The organism is Shewanella sp. 8A (assembly GCF_023475945.1).
Classification (GTDB): Bacteria; Pseudomonadota; Gammaproteobacteria; order Enterobacterales; family Shewanellaceae; genus Shewanella; species Shewanella xiamenensis.
Genome location: NZ_JAMDJP010000040.1, coordinates 1 through 23,346, shown reverse-complemented (window position 1 = coordinate 23,346; position 23,346 = coordinate 1). Strand labels below are relative to the sequence as shown.

The 23,346-nt window shown below is 46.2% G+C and carries 21 protein-coding genes; 11 read left to right on the top strand and 10 right to left on the bottom strand.

The features are described 5' to 3' along the window. Positions 1-40 precede the first annotated feature (40 nt). The 3 genes from M0413_RS20350 to M0413_RS20340 form a co-directional block, all read right to left on the bottom strand. Entirely contained in the window at positions 41-499 is a 459-nt protein-coding gene (locus tag M0413_RS20350) for a CC0125/CC1285 family lipoprotein (RefSeq protein ID WP_249555444.1), read from the bottom strand. Positions 500-520: 21 nt separating this feature from the next. Further along, positions 521-1,294 (bottom strand): outer membrane protein OmpV, encoded by a 774-nt coding sequence (gene ompV, locus M0413_RS20345; protein WP_249555442.1) that lies wholly within the window; start codon positions 1,292-1,294, stop codon positions 521-523. Positions 1,295-1,584: 290 nt separating this feature from the next. After that, positions 1,585-2,625 (bottom strand): NADP(H)-dependent aldo-keto reductase, encoded by a 1,041-nt coding sequence (locus M0413_RS20340; protein WP_249555440.1) that lies wholly within the window; start codon positions 2,623-2,625, stop codon positions 1,585-1,587. Between the two features lie 453 nt (positions 2,626-3,078). Between M0413_RS20340 and M0413_RS20335 the strand changes: the two genes are divergently transcribed. From M0413_RS20335 to nqrF, 6 genes are read left to right on the top strand one after another with little or no spacing between them, the layout of a single operon-like run. After that, positions 3,079-4,449 (top strand): Na(+)-translocating NADH-quinone reductase subunit A, encoded by a 1,371-nt coding sequence (locus tag M0413_RS20335; protein ID WP_099456950.1) that lies wholly within the window; start codon positions 3,079-3,081, stop codon positions 4,447-4,449. Further along, on the top strand, positions 4,449-5,663 hold the full coding sequence (locus M0413_RS20330; protein ID WP_249555438.1) for an NADH:ubiquinone reductase (Na(+)-transporting) subunit B: 1,215 nt from the start codon (positions 4,449-4,451) through the stop codon (positions 5,661-5,663). The genes M0413_RS20335 and M0413_RS20330 overlap by 1 nt, the downstream gene beginning before the upstream one ends. Then, positions 5,653-6,447, top strand: a complete 795-nt coding sequence (locus tag M0413_RS20325; protein ID WP_047539897.1) for a Na(+)-translocating NADH-quinone reductase subunit C — start codon at positions 5,653-5,655, stop codon at positions 6,445-6,447. Before M0413_RS20330 ends, M0413_RS20325 begins: the two co-directional genes overlap by 11 nt. Further along, entirely contained in the window at positions 6,444-7,064 is a 621-nt protein-coding gene (locus tag M0413_RS20320; protein WP_011621547.1) for an NADH:ubiquinone reductase (Na(+)-transporting) subunit D, read from the top strand. Before M0413_RS20325 ends, M0413_RS20320 begins: the two co-directional genes overlap by 4 nt. 9 nt (positions 7,065-7,073) lie before the next feature. Beyond that, entirely contained in the window at positions 7,074-7,682 is a 609-nt protein-coding gene (gene nqrE / locus M0413_RS20315) for an NADH:ubiquinone reductase (Na(+)-transporting) subunit E (RefSeq protein WP_011071187.1), read from the top strand. Positions 7,683-7,733: 51 nt separating this feature from the next. Then, complete coding sequence (nqrF, locus tag M0413_RS20310) at positions 7,734-8,951, top strand: NADH:ubiquinone reductase (Na(+)-transporting) subunit F (RefSeq protein ID WP_037414599.1); 1,218 nt, start codon at positions 7,734-7,736, stop codon at positions 8,949-8,951. 101 nt (positions 8,952-9,052) lie between these two features. Here nqrF and M0413_RS20305 read toward each other — a convergent pair whose 3' ends face one another. From M0413_RS20305 to M0413_RS20295, 3 genes are read right to left on the bottom strand one after another with little or no spacing between them, the layout of a single operon-like run. Then, positions 9,053-9,370: an ankyrin repeat domain-containing protein gene (locus M0413_RS20305; RefSeq protein ID WP_249555436.1), complete on the bottom strand. Its 318-nt coding sequence runs from the start codon at positions 9,368-9,370 to the stop codon at positions 9,053-9,055. A 21-nt stretch (positions 9,371-9,391) separates the two neighbouring features. Next, positions 9,392-9,742 (bottom strand): hypothetical protein, encoded by a 351-nt coding sequence (locus M0413_RS20300; RefSeq protein ID WP_203432168.1) that lies wholly within the window; start codon positions 9,740-9,742, stop codon positions 9,392-9,394. A 1-nt stretch (position 9,743) separates the two neighbouring features. Continuing rightward, complete coding sequence (locus tag M0413_RS20295) at positions 9,744-10,142, bottom strand: hypothetical protein (RefSeq protein ID WP_144346605.1); 399 nt, start codon at positions 10,140-10,142, stop codon at positions 9,744-9,746. 277 nt (positions 10,143-10,419) lie between these two features. Between M0413_RS20295 and M0413_RS20290 the strand changes: the two genes are divergently transcribed. Further along, positions 10,420-11,613, top strand: coding sequence for a serine hydrolase domain-containing protein (locus tag M0413_RS20290; RefSeq protein ID WP_249555434.1), 1,194 nt, complete (start codon positions 10,420-10,422; stop codon positions 11,611-11,613). A gap of 158 nt (positions 11,614-11,771) precedes the next feature. Here the strand turns inward: M0413_RS20290 and M0413_RS20285 are convergent, their stop codons facing one another. The 3 genes from M0413_RS20285 to yjjX all read right to left on the bottom strand — a co-directional run bounded on the left by M0413_RS20285 (position 11,772) and on the right by yjjX (position 16,111). Continuing rightward, complete coding sequence (locus M0413_RS20285) at positions 11,772-14,222, bottom strand: ankyrin repeat domain-containing protein (protein WP_249555432.1); 2,451 nt, start codon at positions 14,220-14,222, stop codon at positions 11,772-11,774. A 268-nt stretch (positions 14,223-14,490) separates the two neighbouring features. Continuing rightward, a complete protein-coding gene (locus M0413_RS20280) occupies positions 14,491-15,420 on the bottom strand; it encodes a bifunctional helix-turn-helix transcriptional regulator/GNAT family N-acetyltransferase (RefSeq protein WP_249555430.1) in 930 nt (309 codons plus the stop codon). A 151-nt stretch (positions 15,421-15,571) separates the two neighbouring features. Continuing rightward, positions 15,572-16,111, bottom strand: coding sequence for an inosine/xanthosine triphosphatase (gene yjjX, locus M0413_RS20275; RefSeq protein WP_249555428.1), 540 nt, complete (start codon positions 16,109-16,111; stop codon positions 15,572-15,574). Between the two features lie 268 nt (positions 16,112-16,379). On the opposite strand from yjjX, the gene M0413_RS20270 reads away from it, so the two are divergent. Both M0413_RS20270 and M0413_RS20265 read left to right on the top strand, forming a co-directional pair. Continuing rightward, positions 16,380-18,947, top strand: coding sequence for an acylase (locus M0413_RS20270; protein WP_249555426.1), 2,568 nt, complete (start codon positions 16,380-16,382; stop codon positions 18,945-18,947). 448 nt (positions 18,948-19,395) lie between these two features. After that, positions 19,396-20,688 (top strand): SLC5/6 family protein, encoded by a 1,293-nt coding sequence (locus M0413_RS20265; RefSeq protein ID WP_249555424.1) that lies wholly within the window; start codon positions 19,396-19,398, stop codon positions 20,686-20,688. A gap of 58 nt (positions 20,689-20,746) precedes the next feature. Here the strand turns inward: M0413_RS20265 and M0413_RS20260 are convergent, their stop codons facing one another. Beyond that, on the bottom strand, positions 20,747-21,190 hold the full coding sequence (locus M0413_RS20260) for a GNAT family N-acetyltransferase (RefSeq protein WP_037414619.1): 444 nt from the start codon (positions 21,188-21,190) through the stop codon (positions 20,747-20,749). 218 nt (positions 21,191-21,408) lie between these two features. On the opposite strand from M0413_RS20260, the gene M0413_RS20255 reads away from it, so the two are divergent. Together M0413_RS20255 and M0413_RS20250 are read left to right on the top strand one after the other, a co-directional pair. Continuing rightward, the gene (locus M0413_RS20255) at positions 21,409-21,705 is read left to right on the top strand and encodes a DUF4234 domain-containing protein (protein ID WP_047539877.1); all 297 of its coding nucleotides are present in this window, start codon (positions 21,409-21,411) and stop codon (positions 21,703-21,705) included. 162 nt (positions 21,706-21,867) lie between these two features. Next, on the top strand, positions 21,868-23,190 hold the full coding sequence (locus tag M0413_RS20250; protein WP_037414623.1) for a dicarboxylate/amino acid:cation symporter: 1,323 nt from the start codon (positions 21,868-21,870) through the stop codon (positions 23,188-23,190). Positions 23,191-23,346: the final 156 nt, after the last annotated feature.

Genomic DNA, 23,346 nt, shown 5'->3' with positions numbered 1-23,346 from the left:
AAAGTGCACCAGCATGAGCTGATGCACTTAGGATGGGCAATTAACTGTTTACATCGACATTATTCAGTATGTAATCCGTTTCGTAGATACGTGAACGGGGATTTTCAGGCTTGCTTTGTAAACCAGTGACTTCGACCATGACAGAGGTCTCCTGATTCATTGTCGATGTTCCCCACAGGATATCCTTACTCGCGGTTGCACCTACACCAAACTGGCCTACGGTGTCACGATCTGTTTGCTCGTGAGTAAACGTGAAGTAGCGATAACCCGCTTGCTTACATAACTCTGCCGACTTACGCATAACGTATTTACGAGCTAATGCACGGTCAGTGTTGGTATTGCCAACAAAGCTTATCTGCCAGCTATCGGGCGCTATTTGCACGGTTTCAAATCCCTTACCGAAAGACCAAAATTGCTTTTCAGTATCATAGGACGTGGCACAAGCTGAAAGCATCAGAGCTAATCCTGCACATAAAAACGTTTTATTAATAGATATCATGATTTTGTCTCGTCAGATTACTTAGAAGCTATAGCTCACACCTAAGGTTGCCGCCCACTGATTACGGCTATCAATGAGTGGCGAGTCAGCCATATTGGTACCTAAGTACGAATAACCTGTAGCCTGGGTAATGTCTAAATGCTTAGTGATTGGAATAACTAAGCTGTAACCCAGTTTATAGGCGAAGGTGCCGTCTGCCTGATATGCAGGGCGCTGCGCGGTTGCTTCGGATGAGTTAACACCTGTGTAGTAGTTGGCAAAGTCTTTACTAAAGTAATGTACACCGGCATAAGGCACGAGATCCCCAAAGCCCAGATTGATGGGATGGTAATAGGTGATATCAGCCTGAAAACCATCATAAACATTTGTCACATCGTGTTGGAATTTGGTTGAGAGTGTACCCACACCTAAATGAATGTCGGCGTTTAACCCTAAATCGCCGCTGAATTTGCGATCCTTCATGCCAGTTAAAATATCTGCATCATCGGCATCAAACCCTGGGTTAGCAACCGCAAATACGCTGAAATTGATAGCACTATCATTTGTTCCTAAAAAGCGATAGTTAATTCCGGACAGATCGGCGTTGAAGTCCTCACCATGGTAGCCGCCATTGAGGAGGATACCCGTTTGGTGATCTTGTCCTTTGTAAAACTTGCTGCCAGTTGCGACACCAACTCCTGCAAAAAACTGATTTTGATGACTATAAACATTACCGTTACGAATGTAAGTATTGCTTTCTGCAAAAGCATGGCTGGAGATCAAAATACTTGTAATGACAATGCAGAATTTTTTCATTTTCTATCCTTAAAATAGCTGTCTAGTGACTGTGGGGTCACTATATTTCAGTTCTTAAAAGGACTTTGTATCCGAATGTAACCTAGGATTGGGGATTGCGTTGAGGGTGTGGCTTGGGAGGTTAATGACGCAGCGTCAGTGAGAGAGGAATAAGGTTTCAATTAAGCTATATCCAGATAGGTACAGCGAGAAAAGGAATGCATAACGGCTTAGAGTTTATTGCTATTAAATCAATGGCATCAGGTGTATTTACCTGATGCCATCGTGCCATTATTTAACCTGCTTATCGACTAAGGGCAAGGTAATCTAAATTGATCGGATAGTTGGTTTAGTCGTACGAGTAACTCGGGCGATAGGGTGACTTTTAAGCTGTCGATATTTTCTTTCAGTTGGTATAAATCTGTGGCGCCAATAATGTTTGAGCCAACAAATTTACGTGAATTAACAAAGGCTAGCGCCATTTTCGCGGGTGATAAATTAAACTCGCGGGCTAAGTCTACGTAGGCCGCTGTGGCATCGAGTGCCATTTGCGAACCAGTATAACGGGCGAAGCGTTTAAACAGGGTTAAGCGCGCGCCTTCTGGCCATTGGTTATTGCAATATTTGCCGCTCAAGGCACCAAAGGCCAAGGGCGAGTAGGCCAGCAGTGGCAACTCTTCGCGGTGGCTGATTTCACTCATGCCGACCTCAAAGCTGCGGTTGAGCAGGTTATAGGGGTTTTGCACGGTAACAATGCGCGGCAGACCGTGTTTTTCCGCCAGTTGCAGATACTTCATCAGTCCCCAAGGGGTTTCGTTCGACACGCCGATGTAGCGCACTTTGCCTTGGCGAATGACTTCGGCGAGGGCTTCGAGGGTTTCGAGGATTGGCGTTTGCTGCTCAATCTCTTGCTCGTCGTAAAATAATTCACCGAAGAAGTTGGTATTGCGATCCGGCCAATGTACTTGGTAGAGATCGATAGTATCGATTTGCAGGCGTTCGAGTGAGGCATCGACCGCTTGGTGGATATTGTTCCAGTCCAGCGCCATATTCTTGCGAATATAGTCACTCTTACCACCCGGTGCGGCGATCTTAGTGGCGATCACTAGGTCATCACGGTTGCCACGGGCTTTAATGTATTGGCCCAAAATGCGCTCGGTTTCCCCTTGGGTTTCCGGCTTGGGCGGCACAGGGTACATTTCCGCAGTGTCAATAAAGTTGATGCCACTGCCGATGGCGTAGTCTAGCTGTGCGAAGGCTTCGGCTTGGGTATTTTGTTCGCCCCAAGTCATAGTGCCTAAACAGATTTTGCTCACCTCGAGATTAGAATGCGGTATGCGTCTGTATTCCATCTATTTCTCCTACGGAAACTATCTTAGTTCGAGGCTATCAAGCTTTTGCTGTAAAGCAAAGGTTAATGCGGCGCTAAGAATGTTAGTGGGTTAAAAATGACCAATGCCTTGTGGGGATTTTGCTAGGTTTATTGCGACATATTGTGCACTAACTCGCCACTGACTCTGGGTTTTGTGCCTTTGCCCCGATTCGGGGTCTAAGAGGGGGATTTTTGTCTGTTTTTATATAGTTAAGTTATTTCTAAAACAGTTATGACGTAATTATTAATTATTTGTTATAAAACTACATTTGAAGTTTTTGTTCAGAATCTGACTCGATCTTCATCACAAAATAATGCAATTTTACGTATATTACTTACGAAATTGCGGCGGAATGTGACGCCACTATCGGATTATCTGTTAACAAACATCTACCCTAAATTTATCTAAAAATTTTCATGGTTGATATTTGTGATGGCAGATTTTTCAAACCAAGTTATAACGATCAAAAAAGGCCTCGACTTGCCGATTTCGGGTGAGCCTAGGCCGATCATCGAACCCAGTAATAGGCCATCCCAAGTGGCCCTGTTGGGTGAGGAGTATGTTGGCTTAAAACCGACGATGTTGGTGGAAGTCGGCGATAAGGTCAAAAAAGGCCAACCTTTGTTTGAAGATAAAAAAACAAAGGGCGTGCTGTTTACCGCTCCCGCCAGTGGCGAGATTATGGCGATTAACCGTGGCGAGCGTCGAGTCTTACAATCCGTGGTGATCCGCTGCAATGGCTTAGACGCCGATGAGCAGATCCGTTTCGATATCCACACCGATTTACAGGCACTTTCTGCCGAGGTGGTTCAGGCGCAATTAGTTAACAGTGGTCTGTGGACTGCGCTGCGTACCCGTCCTTTCTCCCGTGTTCCCGCGTTAGATAGCAAACCCGCAGGTATTTTCGTGACGGCTATGGATACCAATCCACTCGCTGCCGATCCTAGGTTGATTATTGCCGAGCAGCGCGATGCCTTTAAGGCCGGCTTAGCGGTACTGAGTCATTTAACCGAAGGCAAGGTTTACCTTTGCCAAGATAAGGGCGAAGCCTTAGTCGGTGCTGATTTACCAAAGGTTGAAGTGCGCCGTTTTGCTGGCGTGCATCCAGCCGGATTAGCCGGAACTCATATTCACTTTACCTTGCCCGTGAGCATTGAGCGTCAGGTATGGCACATCGGCTATCAAGATGTGATCGCCTACGGCAAGCTGTTCCAAACAGGTGAACTCTATACCGACCGTGTGGTGGCTTTAGGTGGTCCAAGTGTGCTTAATCCACGTTTACTGCGCACTCAGTTAGGGGCAGAGCTGAGCGCATTAGTGGCCGATGAGATTAAACCCGGCAATAACCGTGTGGTATCAGGCTCAGTGTTATCGGGCCATACCGCCCAAGGCGTACATGACTTTTTAGGCCGCTTCCACAACCAGGTATCGGTTCTCGCCGAAGATGCGCAGCACCAAGTATTGCCTTGGGTGCGTGGCGGCTCGGACAAATTCTCTATCACCCGTGCGGTAACCTCCCGTTTATTTGGCCTGACTAAATCCTTCGAATTTACCACCCATCAGGGCGGCTCTCAGCGCGCCATGATGGCCTTTGGTCAGCTCGATCGCGTAATGCCATTAGATATTTTACCCACTCTGCTAGTGCGTGACTTAGTGGTGCGAGATACCGACGAGGCTCAGGCGTTAGGCGCATTGGAGTTAGATGAAGAAGATTTGGCCCTGTGTACTTTTGTGTGCCCTGGCAAGTATGACTTCGGTAAAGAGCTACGTGCTTGTCTAGATGTTATCGAGAGGGAAGGTTAATGACGACACAACCTAAAAAACCTGATTTACAGGACGACTACTACGCTACGGGTAAATCGATGAAGGGCTTTGTGCGCTCATTGGTGATCGCCAGTGGTCGCAGCACTAAGGGACAAGTGCACGTGCGTGACGCCATTGACGTAAAACGTACCATGACCTTAGTGGGCCTTTGTTTATTACCCGCCATTTTATTTGGCTTATATAACGTGGGCTTACAGGCTCAGCTCGCACTAGCAAGCGGCTTAACGACGCCAGAAACCTGGAAACTCGCGCTGTTTAACGCTTTAAGCGGTGGCTTAAGTGCCGAGACGGGCGTGATTGGTTTATTCCTCTACGGCTTAAGTTTTTATCTGCCGATTTACTTAACGGCATTGCTGACAGGCCTGTTTTGGGAAGTGGTGTTTGCCAAGGTGCGTCGCCAAGAGCTGCACGAAGGCTTCTTCGTCACAGCCTTGTTATTTACGCTGATTTTACCTGTTTCGATTCCGCTTTGGCTGGTGGTAATGGGGATTAGCTTTGGGGTAGTGATTGCCAAAGAGCTGTTTGGTGGTATGGGATACAACTTCCTTAACCCCGCATTAGCTGGCTTGGCCTTTATCTATTTTGCCTATCCATCTGAAGTCACAACCGTTAAGCAACTGGTTGCTGTGGATGGTTTTTCTGGCGCAACGGCCTTAGCGCAAGCCGCTGCCGGTAAGCTGCAATTTGCCGATTACGCTTGGTACAGCGCCTTTAGCGACCCTAACTGGTGGAATAATTTCTTCGGCTTTACCGTGGGCGCGATTGGTGAAACCAGCACGCTCGCTGTGCTGCTCGGTGGGCTATTACTGCTTATCACCCGTTTAGCCGACTGGCGTATTGTGGTGGGTGTGATGCTGGGCATGATTGCCACTGCAACCTTGTTCAATGTGATCGGTTCAAGCACTAACCAGATGATGGCAATGCCTTGGACATGGCATTTAGTCACCGGTGGTTTTGCTATCGCGATGATGTTTATGGCGACCGATCCTGTAACGACCTCTTATACCCGCCAAGGCAAGTTCGCCTACGGCGCCTTGATTGGTTTTATGACTGTCCTTATCCGTGTGGCTAACCCCAAAATGCCAGAAGGCGTGATGTTAGCCATCCTGTTCGCCAACCTGTGGGCACCGCTGTTCGATTATCTGGTGGCCCGTGCCAACATCAAACGGAGAGTAAAACGTCATGGTATTTAAGAAAGATACTGTGGTGGGGACCATGATCTTCACCATCACGCTCTGCCTTTTGTGCTCCTTTATGATCACCGGTACCGCAGGTGTATTGAAAGAGCGTAAGCTCGCAAAAAAACGCGATGAGTTACAACGTTATGTGTTGATGGCGGCCGATGTGAATATTGGCCAAGGCAATGAGTTTAGAGAGATTTTTGCTAAGTCTGTTAAGCCATTATTGATTAATCTCGACACAGGTAAAGTGGACTCGGATGCCAACGTGCTCGACTTTGACGAGCGCATGGCAGCGATTAACCCAGAAACCTCAAGCGCCCCTAAAAAGGATATCGCCAAAATCAAGACCCGCGCCAACGATGCCCGTGTGTTTAAGGTGTTCGATGATAGCGGCAAATTAACCAGCGTCGTAGTGCCTTTCTACGGTAAAGGGCTATGGTCGATGATCTACGGTTACGTGGCCGTCGAGCCTGACTTTAATACTATTAAAGGCATGGTGGTTTACGAGCACGGTGAAACCCCAGGTATCGGTGACTTTGTGACTGACCCACATTGGTTATCCCTGTGGAAGGGTAAACAACTCTTTGATGAAAAAGGCAAGTTTGCGATGCGCCTCGTGAAAGGCGGCGCCAAAGAGGGTGATATCCACGGTGTTGATGCTGTGAGTGGCGCGACCATGACAGGCCGTGGCGTACAGCGCGCAATGGAGTTTTGGTTTGGCGTCGAGGGTTTCCAAACCTTCTTCAACCAATTAAAAGCATCGGCTGAACAAGGTGAGTTGGGAGGTGCAAAATGAGCAACAGTTTATCCATGCGGGACATGCTAGCAGGCCCTGTATTTGCCAATAACCCAGTGGCGATGCAAGTGCTGGGCGTATGTTCGGCGCTGGCGGTGAGTAACTCCATGCAGACGGCCGTGGTGATGACACTGGCGGTGACCTTCGTACTGGTGTTCTCTAACCTTATCATCTCCGCCATTCGCAACTTTATCCCTAACAGTGTGCGGATTATTGCCCAGATGACGGTGATTGCCTCCTTGGTGATTATCGTCGACATGGTATTGCAGGATGTGGCTTACGAGCTATCTAAGCAACTCTCTGTATTCGTTGGGTTAATTATCACTAACTGCATCATCATGGGCCGCGCAGAAGCCTTTGCGATGAAGTATCCTCCGCACTTAGCTGTGGTCGATGCCGTGGGTAACGCGGCGGGTTATGGCCTAGTGCTGATCAGTGTGGCCTTTGTGCGTGAGCTATTAGGCACGGGCAATCTATTTGGGCATAGCGTGTTGACTACGGTTGAAAACGGCGGCTGGTACTTACCTAACGAGATGTTTAAGTTGCCCCCAAGCGCCTTCTTCCTGATTGGCCTGCTGATCTGGACCATTAACGTGATCCAGCGTAAACGCGGTTAAGGAGCGGATATGGAACACTATATTAATCTGTTTATACAGGCCACTTTCTTAGACAACATGGCGCTGTCGTTCTTCCTCGGTATGTGTACCTTCTTAGCGGTGTCTAAAAAGGTGTCGACCGCTTTCGGCTTAGGCGTTGCGGTTATCGTGGTGATGACCTTAGCCGTGCCCTTAAACCAACTGATCTATGCAAAGGTATTAGCACCGGGCGCATTGGCTTGGGCGGGTATGCCTGGCATCGATTTAAGCTATCTGCAACTGATCACCTTTATCGGTGTGATTGCGGCCTTAGTGCAAATCCTTGAAATGTTTTTAGATAAATACATTCCAAGCCTGTATGACTCCCTCGGGATCTTCCTGCCACTGCTCACCGTAAACTGCGCGATTTTTGCCGGGGTGATTTTTATGGCTAACCGTGATTACAACTTTGCCGAATCGGCGGTGTTTGCCATGGGTTCGGGCACGGGTTGGGCGTTGGCGATTGTGATGCTGGCAGGGCTGCGTGAGCGGATGAAGTTCCATGCGATTCCCGAAGGCTTACAGGGGATTGGTATCACCTTTATTACCACAGGGTTGATGGCACTTGGCTTTATGTCTTTCTCGGGGATCTCGCTGTAACGCGTGGCTGAGAAAGTAAAACCGCATTCTGTTTAGAAAAAGGGTTATCGAATGGAAATGGCAATAGGCATAGGCATGTTCACCTTAGTGGTGTGCCTACTGGTGATAGTAATCCTTATCGCCAAAAAGAAATTAGTGACTACCGGTGAGATCACTATCGGGATTAACGACGACGCCGAGAAAAGCATTAAAGTTGCTGCGGGCGACAAACTGCTTGGCGCCTTAGCGAGTAAGAATATTTTTATTCCCTCGGCCTGCGGCGGCGGCGGTACTTGCGGCCAGTGCCGAGTGAAAGTCAAATCGGGCGGTGGTGATATTCTGCCCACAGAACAAGGGCATATCACTAAGAAAGAAGCCAAAGAAGGCTGTCGTCTCGCCTGCCAAGTGGCGGTGAAGACCGATATGGAACTTGAGCTGGAAGAAGAAATCTTCGGCGTGAAGAAGTGGCAATGTGAGGTGATCTCAAACGATAACAAGGCCACCTTTATCAAAGAGTTACTGCTAAAACTGCCCGAAGGTGAAGACGTGCGCTTTAAGGCGGGTGGCTATATTCAAATTGAAGCGCCTGCCCATGTGGTGAAGTACGCCGACTTTGATATTCCGGCTAAGTACCGCGACGATTGGGAAAAATACGGTCTGTTCGACTTAGTCTCCACCGTTAATGAAGATGTGCTGCGCGCCTATTCAATGGCGAACTATCCCGATGAAAAGGGCCGCATTATGCTTAACGTGCGGATTGCCACGCCACCATCGGCCAATGTGCCACCGGGTAAGATGTCTTCTTACATCTTTAACCTCAAGGCGGGGGATAAGGTGACTATTTCTGGCCCATTCGGTGAGTTCTTTGTGAAGGATACCGATGCAGAGATGGTATTTATCGGCGGTGGTGCGGGCATGGCACCGATGCGCTCACATATTTTCGATCAGCTAAAGAGTAAAAAGACCAAGCGTAAGATGAGCTTCTGGTACGGCGCCCGTTCGACCCGTGAGGTGTTTTACCAACATGATTTCGATGCATTAGCGGCTGAGAATGACAACTTTGTTTGGCATGTGGCGCTGTCGGAGCCGTTACCAGAGGATAACTGGACGGGGTACACTGGCTTTATCCATAATGTGATTTACGAAAATTACCTTAAACATCATAAGGCACCAGAGGATTGCGAGTACTACATGTGTGGCCCTCCAATCATGAACTCCTCGGTGATCCGTATGCTTGAAAGCTTAGGGGTCGAGCCTGAAAATATCCTGCTCGATGACTTTGGTGATTAAGCGGTAAGTGGTAAGTGGAATAGAAAATCGCGTTAGGCACAGCTAGTACAGCTAAGTCTAACGCGATTTTTGTTTATAGGGCTTTTAGTTGGCTTTGATATCTAGCTAAAGGATTTACCGCCATGGTGGCTTAAATAGCTCACCATACGCTGACTTTCAGTGGTATAGCATCCCATGCGAAACTCTCCTTGCCAGTAAGCAATATCGAGCGGACGATACCCCAGCGCATTTGGATGATTCACATCGGCACCCGCATCCACTAATAGTTTGAGCAGTTCAAAAGACTGTAGATCACAGGCATGCAACAGTGCCGTCATCCCATTCTTATCAACGCCTTCAAGATCAGCGCCATTAGCAATAATGCGCTTAACCGCAAGTGTATCCTTGGCTTTAACTGCATGGATAAGTTCAGTGCTCATAGGGATATTTAACCTAATGATTTATTGGTTATTCGAGTCTTTGATGGTGCGATTTTTTGTAAAAAAAACAGCCAATAAGAATACATATAAAAGCAGAGTATAAAATGTGGTTGAATTGCCCCATATCGATTGAGTTAGAAAATCATAAGTTGGCATTGATATGTGTACCACTAGCCAAATCATGGCATCTTTATCTGCTAGATAGTCTGCCAATAGAAGTAATTCACCAAGTTTTGGGTGAAAAAAACTGATAGCACCGCGAACGATAAGAACATATGCCGTGACTATGAATATCACCGTAAACATTCTTTTTAATCGTGCAATATATAAATTTTTAATTTGCGATTGATTAATTTTCTGCTTGGTAGCCATGTCACACTTGCTTGTTAGTATTTTTATGTTCAAAGCCTCTAACAATGACATATGCGATAAGGGCAAATATAAATACGATAAGGTACATCCATGCAATACTTTGCAACGTTTCAATAATCGTCCGATAAATCTCAATAGTCCAACGTTCTAGTGTTAACTGAAGAATCTCTACATCTTTATGTCGAGCGGTAATGTAACGCTCTAAATCATAAATCCTAACGCCACCAGAGATGCCCACAACATATGTGGCAAAAATGATGTATTTTTGCCAAGCGGCACTGATTGAATCTTGAATAATTCGAGAAAATATTTCGCCTAATGGTTTTTTAAAAATTGAAACAACCAGCAATGAAACAGTTATAGATAGTGCAAAGGTAATAAACAGTAATGTAAAAAACATGCTCTCTCCTTAGAACAAATATTCAAATTGAAATCTTTACCTGTCATTTAAAATCAACAACATAATCTGTTTTATACTTACGTTCAAGCGAATAGTTATTGAGGTTGCTCTAAAGATAGGTGCCGAGTGGCAATCAAGGTTTGTGAATGACTTTATATTTAAAACTCAATCCATACTTTGATTGCTCATCTCAAACGCCGCAACACTATGAAAACTTATGATAAGCTGGCCGCTTTCTAATCAGGCAATATTTGCCTAATTAAGTTAAGGATAACCCATGCGTTTGAGTGTTATCGGCTCCCTGCTATCGGGGTTGTTATTATTCCCAAGTGCCAATAGTGTTGGTGAGTCGTTTGAAACTGCGATTGTGTCGGAAAGCGCGCAAGGCGGTCAGTCAGTTAAGCTTGAAAGCCAAACTGCATCTTCAGAATCTAAGCTTGGGGAGATTAAGAGCTTAATCCAAGCCGCGATCAAGGATTCGCCGCAGCCATTGAGTGGCAGTGTTATCCTGCTTGAGCGGGGTAAGCCGCTGTTTGAATTGCAAAAGGGTGAAGGTATTAGTAAAGATTCGCGCTTTGTGATGGCATCGCTCTCTAAACAAATCACTGCAACCTTGATATTACAGGCGGTTGATGCGGGGAAACTCGATTTAACTCAAACGCTTAATCATTACCTTTTTGGTGATGCGAAGGGAGATAACAAGGCACTAAAAGCCGTTGTGGCGGGCACAAATTCAAGTGCAAACGCTTTAAATCCCAGTCGTTATGACGCGCGGATTACGCTGCATCAACTGCTGACGCATACATCGGGTGTCGATAAGCTAGGTAAGGCCAATCGATTTGAACCGGGTAGCCAATTTGAATACTCCAACTTTGGTTATTCACTGCTTGGGCAAGTGCTTGAAAAGGTCAATCACCAACCCTTTGCCGAGCAGGTGACGCAATTTGCTGCGCGATACCAGCTTAATGGTTTGAGTGCAGAGCTGGGTAGTCTTGAGGTGATTCACACCAAAGTGCCTTCACTCGCCGTTGGTTTACAGGAAAGCGAAGTGATTGCACCAGCTGAGCTGGTAATTGATGAAGCGTTATTGCCCGCTGGTGGATTAATTGCCTCGGCGGCCACTTATGCCGACTTTCAGCAGCAATTACATGCTGGCAAGTTGTTGAGTCCAGAGAGTTATCAAAGGATGACAACGGCGTATACCGAGATCCAATTTTTGTGGCCGAATATGCGTTATGGTTATGGAATAAGGATCAATAAGGACGATGGCCTCGTCGAATACAGTCATACGGGCTATTTAACTGGTTATATGTCGATGACACTGCATTATCCTGAATTTAATTTGGATTTGGTGATGCTGGAAAATCTATCGCTAAATCTTAATGATCGCGCTCGAGTATTTGAACTGCATAATCAGATCCGCCAAATTATCCGTAGCCAGTTGCTGCTTGCTAAAGCATCTAATGTTTAAACCTCTGATGTTTAAGCTTTAGCTGTCGCCATTATGTTGGCAAATAGACTGCTAAGTCTGCTGATGCGTGGTTAGGCTTAACCTTGAAAGTATAAAGCCCCTTTAAGTGACGATATAAAAGGGGCTTTATCTTGGGTTGCTAGCTAAGGTGCTAACTGTTACCAAAAGCGCTTTCTTAGCGCAGTTTCGATTTCAATTTCTACCCTAAAGTATTGCAAAATCGTCCAAATGGAATCGACTAAGGCTTCGGTAAGCGCGGGGTAATCATCCTCGATAATCCCGTTAATTTCTTCGACGGTTTCATCGATATATTCCTGAACCCCTTCTTCAAATTCGGCTTTTGTCGCTTGATTGCGGAAAAAGCTAAAGTTGTCGAGCTTTTCAATCAATAGTTCCACCTGCTCTTTAACCGAGTTTAACTGTTCAGCCGTGATGCTTGGATCGCTGGCTATCGGCTTAAAGAATTGCTGTACTTTGCTTTTGAGATCAAATAGCGTCGGGATTTGGCTTCTATCCACCGCCGCATCACTAACCTCTAATCTGGCTTTATGAGTATGTGCGGGGTTTGGCGCCTCCACATGGGTTGTGCCACATTCAAGCGTAAGCGACGCGACTTCAGGCTTCACTACGTGATGGTCGATAACTGTGGGGGCTGGTGGTATTTCACGCCCTAGTTTCTGTAATAGCCGACGTTGGAAATAACTTTGTGGCTGAGCTTTACTCAGAGCTTGCTCAAGTTGGGACTCACTGTAGGGGACGATTTGCAGTAGTACTTCGAAAATCTCTTTATATTCCTGCTCCATCGTCACGCTTAGCGGGCTATTACCGACACTATTCGTTACGGTTAAGTCAGCGCCATATTGCTGTAACAGTCTTAAGATCCGCACCGCCGTTGACTCAAAGCGAGGAAACTCAATAGAACTGCCGCCCATCACGGCGCAAAGGGCTGGGGTGGTGTCTTCGGCATTGATGGCATTGGGGTTGGCGCCATGTTCGAGTAACACTTCAACGCAGGATTGTGCGCCGTAATAGCAGGCACACATCAGTGGCGTAAATTGTTCATCTACTGAGAATTCTTCAATTTTGGCTCCGTGGCGTAGTAATAGTTCCACGGTATTACGCCGCATCGGGCCAGTGATTTGGTCCCACCAGTAGGTCGAAATCGCCTTGTGCAGAATAGGCGAATTATCATGGCCGCAATGGGTAAAAATATCCCCGCCTTGGTTAATCAGCCATTCAAGTACTTGGGTTCGACAGGCGATGGCCGCAGCGGACACATAGTTAGTGTTGTAGATATTGGTAAGGCTTAAATCGAGTCCCTTGGTGAGCAGATATTCCATCACTTGGATAAGTGTGGCTTGATCTTCTTTACCCGAACCACGTTGGCAGATAGTCAGCAAGCTTGGTTCATCCACTGCACCAAATTTTTTATTGATATCCATACCATATTTTATGAAGAGGTCGAGAAACTCCGGCAGAAAGGTTTTCTTCTCGACCATTGGATAAACCAATAGTCGCAAGTTCGACCAGGCCAACATTTCGTAGGGTTTACCCACATTCATAAATACAGAATTGGGATCCGCGCCATATTTGAGCAACAGCTCTAGTGCTTGATAGATATATTCCCGTTGATTCACATCGGTAAATTGGGCGTTATTAATAAATTGGTTGAGCACGGGGGAATGGTCGGCGTCAGGCGGTGTCATCCTATAGATGCGATTGATATCGACGGTCGCCTTAATCAATTTTTCGATAATTCTGAGGTCAAATTCTGAGGTCAATGCCGCGTAGAGCAAACTTTTAGCGTGGGAGTCGGCTTTGAGCTGCGGATAATGATCTAGCAGATATTCAGTGTATTGTTGTGATTTAGCATAGACACAGAGTTCGAGTAAATTGGCGTCATCCCAAAAGCTGCTATCGTTGGCCATAATATAACGGGACTTTTTAAACTCAGGATAGCGTTTTACTAATGGCGCGAAGGCTTCAACTCCCCAAAAGTCGCTGGAAAAAATAATCTCTTCAATCAGGCTTAATTGGCCAATGTCCAAATAAAGATCTTTATTAATGATATGTAAAAAGACATCTTTACTGCGCTCAGCATAAAGGATTTCTAAGGGATGATTTAACTCGCCATTGGTCCAAAAACTCACTGAATGATTGATATCCAGCCCCAGTTCAAGCAAGAGGTCGATCATGGCAATACGCTGACTGTCTTGGTAGATATACTGAGGATTTGGATGAAATAAGTAGTTTAACCAGCAGTTATTAAATTGATTTTGATAGTAAACGTTAGCACCAGCCTTGAGGTAGAGCTTTACCAACTCAGGATTATTAAACTCAATTGCTGCGTGCAGGGCACTAAAGCCATTGCATTCAATTTGAGCGCCATTATCCAGCAGATATTGTATCAATTCGAGGTCAGATTCAGGGCTACGAGAAAGCGGGACTAACACATTACAGGGGGAAATATCGGGATCAATAAAATTAATATCACCGCCATTGGCGAGGTACTTATTAATTTTTTGAATTTTCTTGGCTGTAGACAGCTCGTTATTAACACATATTTCCCGCAGGGTGAGATTATTATCACCAAAAATCCAATTTAGCATGGGCTTCCCTATTTAATGCTTTAACAATAATGCAGCAAAATCATTTCAAATAAACATCATTTAACTGAATGATTTTATGTGTATTTTAATATGGTTAGCCACTAAAACTCTATGCTAATAAGGAGAATTAAAGACTGATTTTAGTTGAATAAGTGATTAACTGTGTTGGTTGGCATTGATTGCCGCTTATTATCAGGCAGGATGTTTAGCGAAGAATATAGCGGGGATTTACTCGGTTGGCAGACCATCCGTGGTCTGCTAAATGGAATTATTTAGGTTGCAATGGTAATAACATCGGGATCTCACAGGCATCGTGGCCGGTATTTCCTAGTGGTGCGCTCAGAGGGTAAAAGCCTAAGTGTTCATAGAGCTTGAGTGCTTCTTTTAATATCGCAGTCGTTTCTAAGTAGCAGCTTTGGTAACCCGTTTGACGGGCAAAGTCGAGAGCGAGTAGTGCTAAACGTTTAGCTAAGCCTTTACCGCGGATTTCAGGCATAAAGTACATTTTTTGTAGTTCACAAATGCCTGCATTATTGGCAAGTGGGGCAATGCCTGCACCACCAACGACTCTACCTTCATATTCAACAACCCAATATTGAGCACCCGCTTGCGAATAAATCTGACTTAAACAATCTAAGGTCGGGTCGGCCACGCTATAGCCTTTATCTGCGGTCAAACCATATTCGGCAGATACATCGCGGATAACTTGGGCTATGGCGGCATCGTCGGCGGCAGAGGCTGCACGAATAATATAGCCCGATTGCTGTTTGGCTTTATGTATTGCTTGGTTGTACTGCATCAGCGCCTGCTCAATATGTTGAATTTGATCAGGTGTGAGTTGCGCTAAGATTTCTTGAAAAAGCTGATTTTGTTGGTTATCGAGTTTTGCAAGTAACTTTTTACCCGCGCTCGTCAGTTGTACGACAAGGCAACGACTATCCTTAGGGTGCATTTGGCTCTGGGCGAGATGCTTATCGATTAAGTGCTTTATTGCTCGGCTAGCATTGGATTTATCAATACTTAGTTTGCTGGCGAGATCTTTAATGGTTTGCGGTTGATTACCGATCTCAAGCAAAGCATGGGCTTGCACGGGGGAGAGAGGTAAATCACCGACTGCTGCGTTAAGCATGCCTAAATGCCTCACCATATAGCGAGAGAGCTGCCGGAGTTGGCTAGATGAGTCTAAATCATTTGCCATAGTTTAATTAAACGCCTTTACGTTATGCAACGTTGAGCCTGACGAGTATTGCAAGCTGGTGGGCTAGCTAGGCTTATATCGCATAATTTAGTTGCAAGTTACAACTAAATTAGCGGGCTTTGCGTTGTTTTGCAATATTTTATTAACAAATTTATAGGTAAATCTCGGGATTTAAAAACGGCGCCATCGCGAGGATGATCGCTTGGGTATAATTGCTTTCACGAGTAGCGTGGCCGTGGGTGAGCAGGCCTATTGCGCCACCTTTTTGTTTGATATTGACAGTATTAAACAGTCTATCTATCACATGACCCAGCTCTTCACCCGCTTCAAGTGCCTGATAAACCTGCATCGGCAGCGGTAACAGTGCGCCACGGCCAATGCTTAAGCGTTGCTGGTGAGCAATTGCAATATAGGCAAAGGTTGCTGGGCCAAACTCGAAATGGTCGACGCCGCCTTCCATCGCAAAATAATAATCAGCTTCGGTATGTCGTTGGCAATAGTTAACGCGATTCACTGCACCTTGGCGGGTATCGCTATCTGTCATGGGCTGGGCGGGGACGCCAGAAGGTGCGTCCATGCTGAGGGTTTCAATCTGGTATTCAGGAAACAGCAGCTTCATCGCATTGGTCGCAGCATTCACTTTGACGGGGTTTTTCGACCCAACGATTACCTTGATAATATTTTGTTGCATATAAGTTATTTATTTTGATTTTTAAAGTGGACGCTCATATGGATCATTGCTTAAATGGTCGGAGGTGTCTCGCCTATGGGTTTTCTATTCTGCCATATTCATTGCTATGACTCAGTAAAAACAGCTCAGTAAAAGCAAATGTTTGGGGAGCAAATAGCCATAGCCGAGCATCAGGAAGCGACATGCCATTATTGCTCCTTCAGTAAGTTAGCTGATTTAAGCAGTAAAGCGATGTCATTGAAGGAACCAAAATTAAGAGATAATAATAATGAAATTCAACAAACTCATGATCGCGATGGGGATGGCCTGCGGGGTGATGCTCACAGGCTGTAACGATAGCGAAGATAGTACTCCACCTACCGAACCTGAAACCCAACTGCAAACCTTTGCCCCTAATGGCTTACTCAAAGCCAATATCCGACGAACCACCTACGGCGTACCCCATATCCAAGCCGACAATTTAGAAAGCCTAGGTTTTGGTAGCGGTTACGCACAAGCGCAGGACAACCTCTGTGTACTCGCCGATGGTTTTATTAAGGCGAATTCCCAGCGCTCTATGTACTTCGGCCCCCATGCGTCGATAGATTTCACCACAGGGCTACCTACCGCCGAAGATAATGGCAACTTAATCTCCGACTTTGCCTACAAAGCCTTAAAAATCCGTGCGCAAGCCGAAGCTAAGTGGCCGCAGTTTAGTGAACGCTCTCGTGCATTAATCCAAGGTTTTACCGCGGGTTATAACCAGTATCTTGCGGATGTGGAGGCGGGTAAACAAACAGCAGAACCTTTCTGTGGCGGCCAACCTTGGGTAAAACCTATCGTGCCTGAAGATGTGGTCACTTATTTGTTTTCCATTGCATTGTTACCCGGAGCGGCTAACTTCCTCGATTTGATTTTCTACGCTAATCCTGGGGATGCGCAGGAATATATGCCACGTATCGTGGGGCCTGCGCCAAGCCAAGAGCAGACCGCGTTTGTTAGCGATATGCAGTCTAAATTGATAGCCCGTGCAGCCCGTATTACCACGCCAGAAACCAATCCTCGGGATTTAGGATCTAACGGCTGGGGACTGGGTAAAGATAAGACCGAAAATGGTCGCGGTATGGTGCTGGGCAACCCGCATTTCCCGCACACGGGTAACCTGCGTTTTTGGCAATCCCATATTACCATCCCTGGGCATTTAGATATGATGGGGGGCTCGCTGGTGGGGATGCCTGGCCCGATCAATATAGGTTTTAACAAAGACTTAGCTTGGACTCATACCTTCTCAACCGCTGAGCATTTTGTGATGTACAACCTTGAGTTGGTCTCGGGCGATAGATTGCAATATCTGTTTGATGGTAAGCCCATGCCGATCAATAAAGAGACGGTTTCTATCATAGTGAACGCCGGTCCTGCGGGCATGTTAGTGGCTGAAAAGGATATTTACACCACGGCTAAAGGCCCTATGGTTGAGGCGCCACCTACGCTTGCGCCTTTTGGTTGGGATGATGGCAGTGCCTTTATGATCCAAGATGCCAATATGGCGACAATGGATCCTGTCGATCACTGGCTCGCCATGAACTTAGCGACCAATAAAGATGAATTCCAACAAGCCTTTAAAGATTACGACGGGGTTATTTTCAACAACACTATGTATGCCGATAAAGAGGGTAATGCCTTCTATATCGACGACTCGACAGTACCCGGTTTGTCCGAGTCTGCCGTTGTGCTGTTAAAGACTTCGCCCGATATTAAGGCGGCAAAAGAGAAAGCCGGCTTTACTATTTTGCCTGGTAATACTTCCTTGTTTAGCTTTAGTGGCCCCACGCCCTATGAACGTGCGCCTAAGCTGGAGCGTAGTGACTTTGTGCAAAACTCCAATGACTCCTTCTGGTCAACAAACTTGAATGAGCCCCTGACGTACTTCTCGCCTATGTATGGCCCAGAAGCAGGGCAATTATCGCTGCGTACCCGTATGGGATTAACGCTAATGCAGGATGCGGCAGGGAGCGATGGTAAGTTCAATCTCCAAGAGTTGGAGGCTGCCGTATTATCAAATCGTAGTTACTTGGCTGAACTGGTCTTGCCGGCATTAATTGCCCAATGTGAGGCACAAGGCAGTACGCCTGTGGTAGTGTCTGCCAGTTTATCAAAAGATCTCACCTCAGCCTGTGCGGCGTTAAAAGCCTGGAATGGTAAGCAAGATAACGACAGCAAAGGCGGCGCCTTACTGCGCGAATTTGCCCATCAGTTTAATCAAAAGACGATGCTGACCAAGGGATTTGATCCCGCGAATGCGGCGACCACTCCGAATACACTGGCTACCGACGGCGGTGCATTAGTGGCGCTTGCTCATGCGGCGCTGAATTTAGAAGCCGCAGGTTTTGCTTTAGATGCACCGCTAGGTGATGTGCAGTTTGTCGAGAAGTCTCTTCCCGATGGCACTGCCAGCGGAGCGCGTCTACCTTGGCCAGGGAGTCACAACGCTGAGGGTGGTTTTAACGTGTTTTCAACTAGCTTATCAGGCGACGATACGTTAATTCCACAACATAAATATGCGCCTCTGATGGACGTCGTTACAGGCAAAGCCATGGGTTCTGGCTTAACGGCGAAGGGATATCAAATACGTTATGGTTCAAGTTGGATGATGGCGGTGAGCTTTACCGATGAGGGCCCTGTTGCGCGCGGCATACTCACTTATTCTGAGTCGAGCAATATACTGTCGCCTTCGTTTACCGACCAAAGCAATCTGTATTCCAGCAGTAAGAGTTTCCGTCCTTTACTGTTTAAGGAAGCTGATATTGCGCCAGCCGTAGTCTCAACCACTGAGTTGGTGCTGCAAAAAGCCCAATAATGCTGCGCTAGTCGGGTGGTGATTCATTGGCCCACTTAGGTGGGCCTTTTTATTGGGTGGGCTTTTTATAGGTTGTTCAACGTTACAAAATGTAAAAATTTAACAATGCCGCTAGTGATCTAGTTCAAGTTTTTATAGTGGTTGTTTGAGCTTTGTTGTATTTATCGGTTTTTTGCGACTTAGCGCGTTTTTGTGGCTTTTATCGACGACAGAGTAATGTCGCCATTTAGGCTTAAGGGTAAATTTACTGTACTTTCTTGGTGATTAATTGTGATCACTTTGATGCGCCATTGAAAATTTATTACATAAATTCATAGATCTAGATCTCAATCCCAGCTTTATTTGAAATTCCATTACTTAAAATGGTTTTAGATCAACTTTTGCTTAAGCTTTTTCGCTATCCTTACGCCGAATTTTTTATGCGGTTTCACCGTAAGGTAATTTTACTATGCAAAAAGATGCGATCAGTGTTTTAGAAACACCTCAAAGCACGCAAGAAAGCACAACAAGACGCTTACCTTGGACGCGCCAAGATACTACTTGGATGCTGAGTTTATTTGGTACCGCTGTGGGGGCGGGCATTCTCTTTCTACCTATCAATGCGGGTATGGGTGGTTTTTGGCCCTTAGTCTTGATGGCCATCATCATCGGACCTATGACCTATTTGGCCCACCGTGGTCTTTCACGCTTTGTTTGTTCGTCGAGCATTCCTGGCAGTGACATTACCCAAGTGGTTGAAGAACACTTTGGGATTGGCGCGGGCAAGGCGATTACGCTGCTCTATTTTTTAGCGATCTATCCGATTGTGCTGATCTATGGCGTGGGGATCACTAATACTGTTGATAGTTTTATCGTCAACCAATTGGGCATGGCATCACCGCCGCGTTTTCTGCTTTCTGGTATCTTGATTTTCGGCATGATGGCCGTGATGGTAGCCGGTGAGCAATTTATGTTGAAGGTGACTCAACTGCTGGTATATCCGCTGGTAGGAATTTTGGCCTTTATGTCTTTGTATCTTATTCCTGAATGGAAAATGGATGCACTGCAAGTTGTGCCTGAAACCGGCGCCTTTTTAGGCACAGTATGGCTAACCATCCCTGTACTGGTGTTTGCCTTTAACCATTCTCCGGCGATTTCGCAATTTTCGGTTTCCCTTAAGCGCGACCATGGCGGCAATGCCGCACGTAAGGCCGATGTGATCCTGCGTAATACATCGATGATGCTAGTCGGCTTTGTGATGCTATTTGTGTTCTCCTGCGTGTTGTCATTGTCGCCTGAACAATTGGCCGAAGCGAAGGCAAAGAACCTGCCGATTTTGTCCTATTTAGCAAACGTGCATGATAGCGGTTTTGTCAGTTATTTCGGGCCTTGCATTGCCTTTATCGCGATTGTTTCTTCCTTCTTTGGTCACTATATGGGCGCAACTGAAGGTATGAAGGGCATTATTGTTAAGCAATTACGCTCAAGCAATAAGCAAGTCTGTGACAATAAGCTGAACAAGTTTATCCTCGTGTTTATGTTTGCCACCATTTGGGGCGTTGCGATTAAAAACCCAAGTATTCTGGGAATGATTGAGGCGCTAGGCGGCCCAGTGATTGCGGCGATTTTGTACTTAATGCCAATGTATGCTGTGTATAAAGTGCCGGCACTAAAAGCTTATCGTCACCGTATCAGCAATGTGTTTGTGGTGATTGCGGGTTTACTGGCGATGACGGCGATTCTATTTGGTCTACTCAGTTAAGACTGAAATATATAAGCGGTTTAAATGAAAGGATCGAGCATTGCTCGATCCTTTTTTATTACTTTTCTTCGTACATCAGATAGTAACTCTGCTTCATCCCTAAGGCTTGGTAGGTTTGCTGGGCTGCGAGGTTTTCCTGCTCGACATATAAACGGAAGCTGGCGGCGCCACCATTGGCCTCGGCCAATTGTTTTACCTCAGCATAGAGTCTGCCATAAATCCCCTGACGGCGATTTTGCGGGCGAATATATACGCTTTGGATCCAGTAGTAATCTTTGGCTCGCCAGTCGCTCCACTCGAAGGTCACCATCAGCGAACCGACAATTTCTCCTTCGATTTCAGCCACCAGATAAAAGCCTTTTTCGGGATGATTAAGTAGGGTATTGACGCCTTTGATAAGCGTGGTTTCATCTAAGGCAAGACCTTCTGTCTCTTGCGCCATTGCCTGATTAAATTGGACTAGGGCGCTAAGATCTTGCACTTTAGCTTTACGGATCAACATTTAACAACTCCTCGGCGGTTAATGGCATTTACCGCTCTTGTGTTTGGGATGACGCTGATGTATCGGGATGAGTTAGGCATACACTGTAGCACGGAACCTCCCACCAGAACGAGTGAGCACAGATCCCTATCGCCCTTTAATTGCGGCTAAATTTTGTACGACTAAAGTCTAATCTGCTAGGCTTGAATAAGGTTTTCACTAGCAGAAGTGGCGCGATTATGGGATTCGTTAAATCAACTCGTCGGTTTAAACCAATATTCTTACAACCTTATGATGCTCATAAAGATCTTCAAGTTAACCATGGGATGCACTTTATGCTAACTTTAGTTACCTTTGGCTTATGGGGGCTGGTTTGGTGGTATTTGATCCTCAAATCTCAGGGGGAAAATCAGTCACTCTTTAGCGGTTTCGATGATGACTACTGGAGCTACCTTATTGAGCGTGAGCAGCCGCCAGCATCGTTATATCGTCAACGTTTTGCTCCGTCAGACAACACGGCGCAATTCGAGGCCTAAGCAATGCTTTAGCTGGATTTTGCCGCGGTTGATATCAACGTGATATAGATCATCCTTAAAGTTTTATTGCTTATGGTAGACTCGGCGGCTGGCTAATTGAAGGTTAGTCCCGCCAAGGATAAGGCTTTGCCCTATCATCATTTCAAATTCAAGGTTATAAACATGTCAAAACAAAGGTCATCAGCCTTAGGCCGGATCTGGTCTGCTTGGATGTCAGTGCCCCTGTGGCTACAAATTTTCGTTGGTATGGTGCTCGGGATTCTGGTGGGGGTCACTTTAGGCGAGCAGGCTTCCTACCTAAAACCTATTGGCACGCTGTTTGTGAATACCATCAAAATGCTGATTGTGCCTTTAGTCTTTTGTTCCTTGATTGTTGGTGTCACCTCAATGGAAGATACCGCCAAAATGGGCCGGATTGGTTTTAAATCCTTTGCGTTTTATCTCTGTACGACGGCGATTGCGATAAGCCTAGGCTTAGTGGTGGGCTATGTGATTCAGCCTGGTGCGGGTGTTCCTTTGTTGCAACACGAGGCGGTAAGTACGGCCAAAGAAGTACCCTCGGTGATGCAAACGCTTATTGATATAGTGCCCACCAACCCCGTAGCTGCATTGGCGAGTGGCCAGATCCTACAAGTCATTGTGTTTGCCGTGGCACTTGGGATTGCATTGGTATTGATTGGCGACCATGGCAAACCTGCGATTAAGGTGTTTGAGAGCCTTGCTGAGGCCATGTACAAGTTGACCGATATGGTGATGAAGCTTGCGCCCTATGGTGTGTTTGGTCTGATGGCATGGGTTGCGGGTGAGTATGGCATCGATATGCTATGGCCACTGATTAAAGTCATTATTGCCGTTTATATTGGCTGTATTATCCATGTGTTAGGTTTCTACAGCATAGTGCTGCGCCTATTTGCCAAGCTTAATCCGTTGCATTTTTTTAAGGGGATCAGCAATGCGATGGCGGTGGCATTTACCACCTCAAGTTCGGCAGGCACTTTACCTGCAAGTATGAAATGTGCGAGCGAATATCTTGGGGTAAACAAGAAGATCTCCAGTTTTGTATTGCCCTTAGGCACCACCATCAATATGGATGGTACAGCCCTATACCAAGGCGTGACCGCGCTGTTTGTGGCGCAGGCCTTTGGGATTGATTTAACGTGGGTCGACTATCTAACGATTATTTTAACCGCGACGTTAGCCTCAATCGGCACCGCGGGGGTACCGGGCGCAGGCTTAGTGATGTTGACTCTAGTGCTCTCGACTGTGGGCTTACCCTTAGAAGGTGTAGCCTTGATTGCGGGGATTGACCGCATTTTGGATATGGCGCGAACTGTTGTGAACGTCTCTGGTGACTTAGTGGCGACGACTGTAATTGCCAAATCGGAAGATGAACTCGACGTTGAGCATTACAATGCTGATATGGTGCAGAGTGCCGTGATTGCAGAGCAAAATGCCGCAAACGAAAGTGCTGCGACTAAGAGTTAATCGATCGAGTTAAGATTTGATTCGAATAAAAAACCGCCAATAGGCTAATGCCGATCAGTTAAGACAGATCGCTTGACGATCTCGCTGAAAAGATCAAAATCCGATGACCTCATGTCATCGGATTTTTTATGCAACTCTCAGAAGCACTCGCCCGTA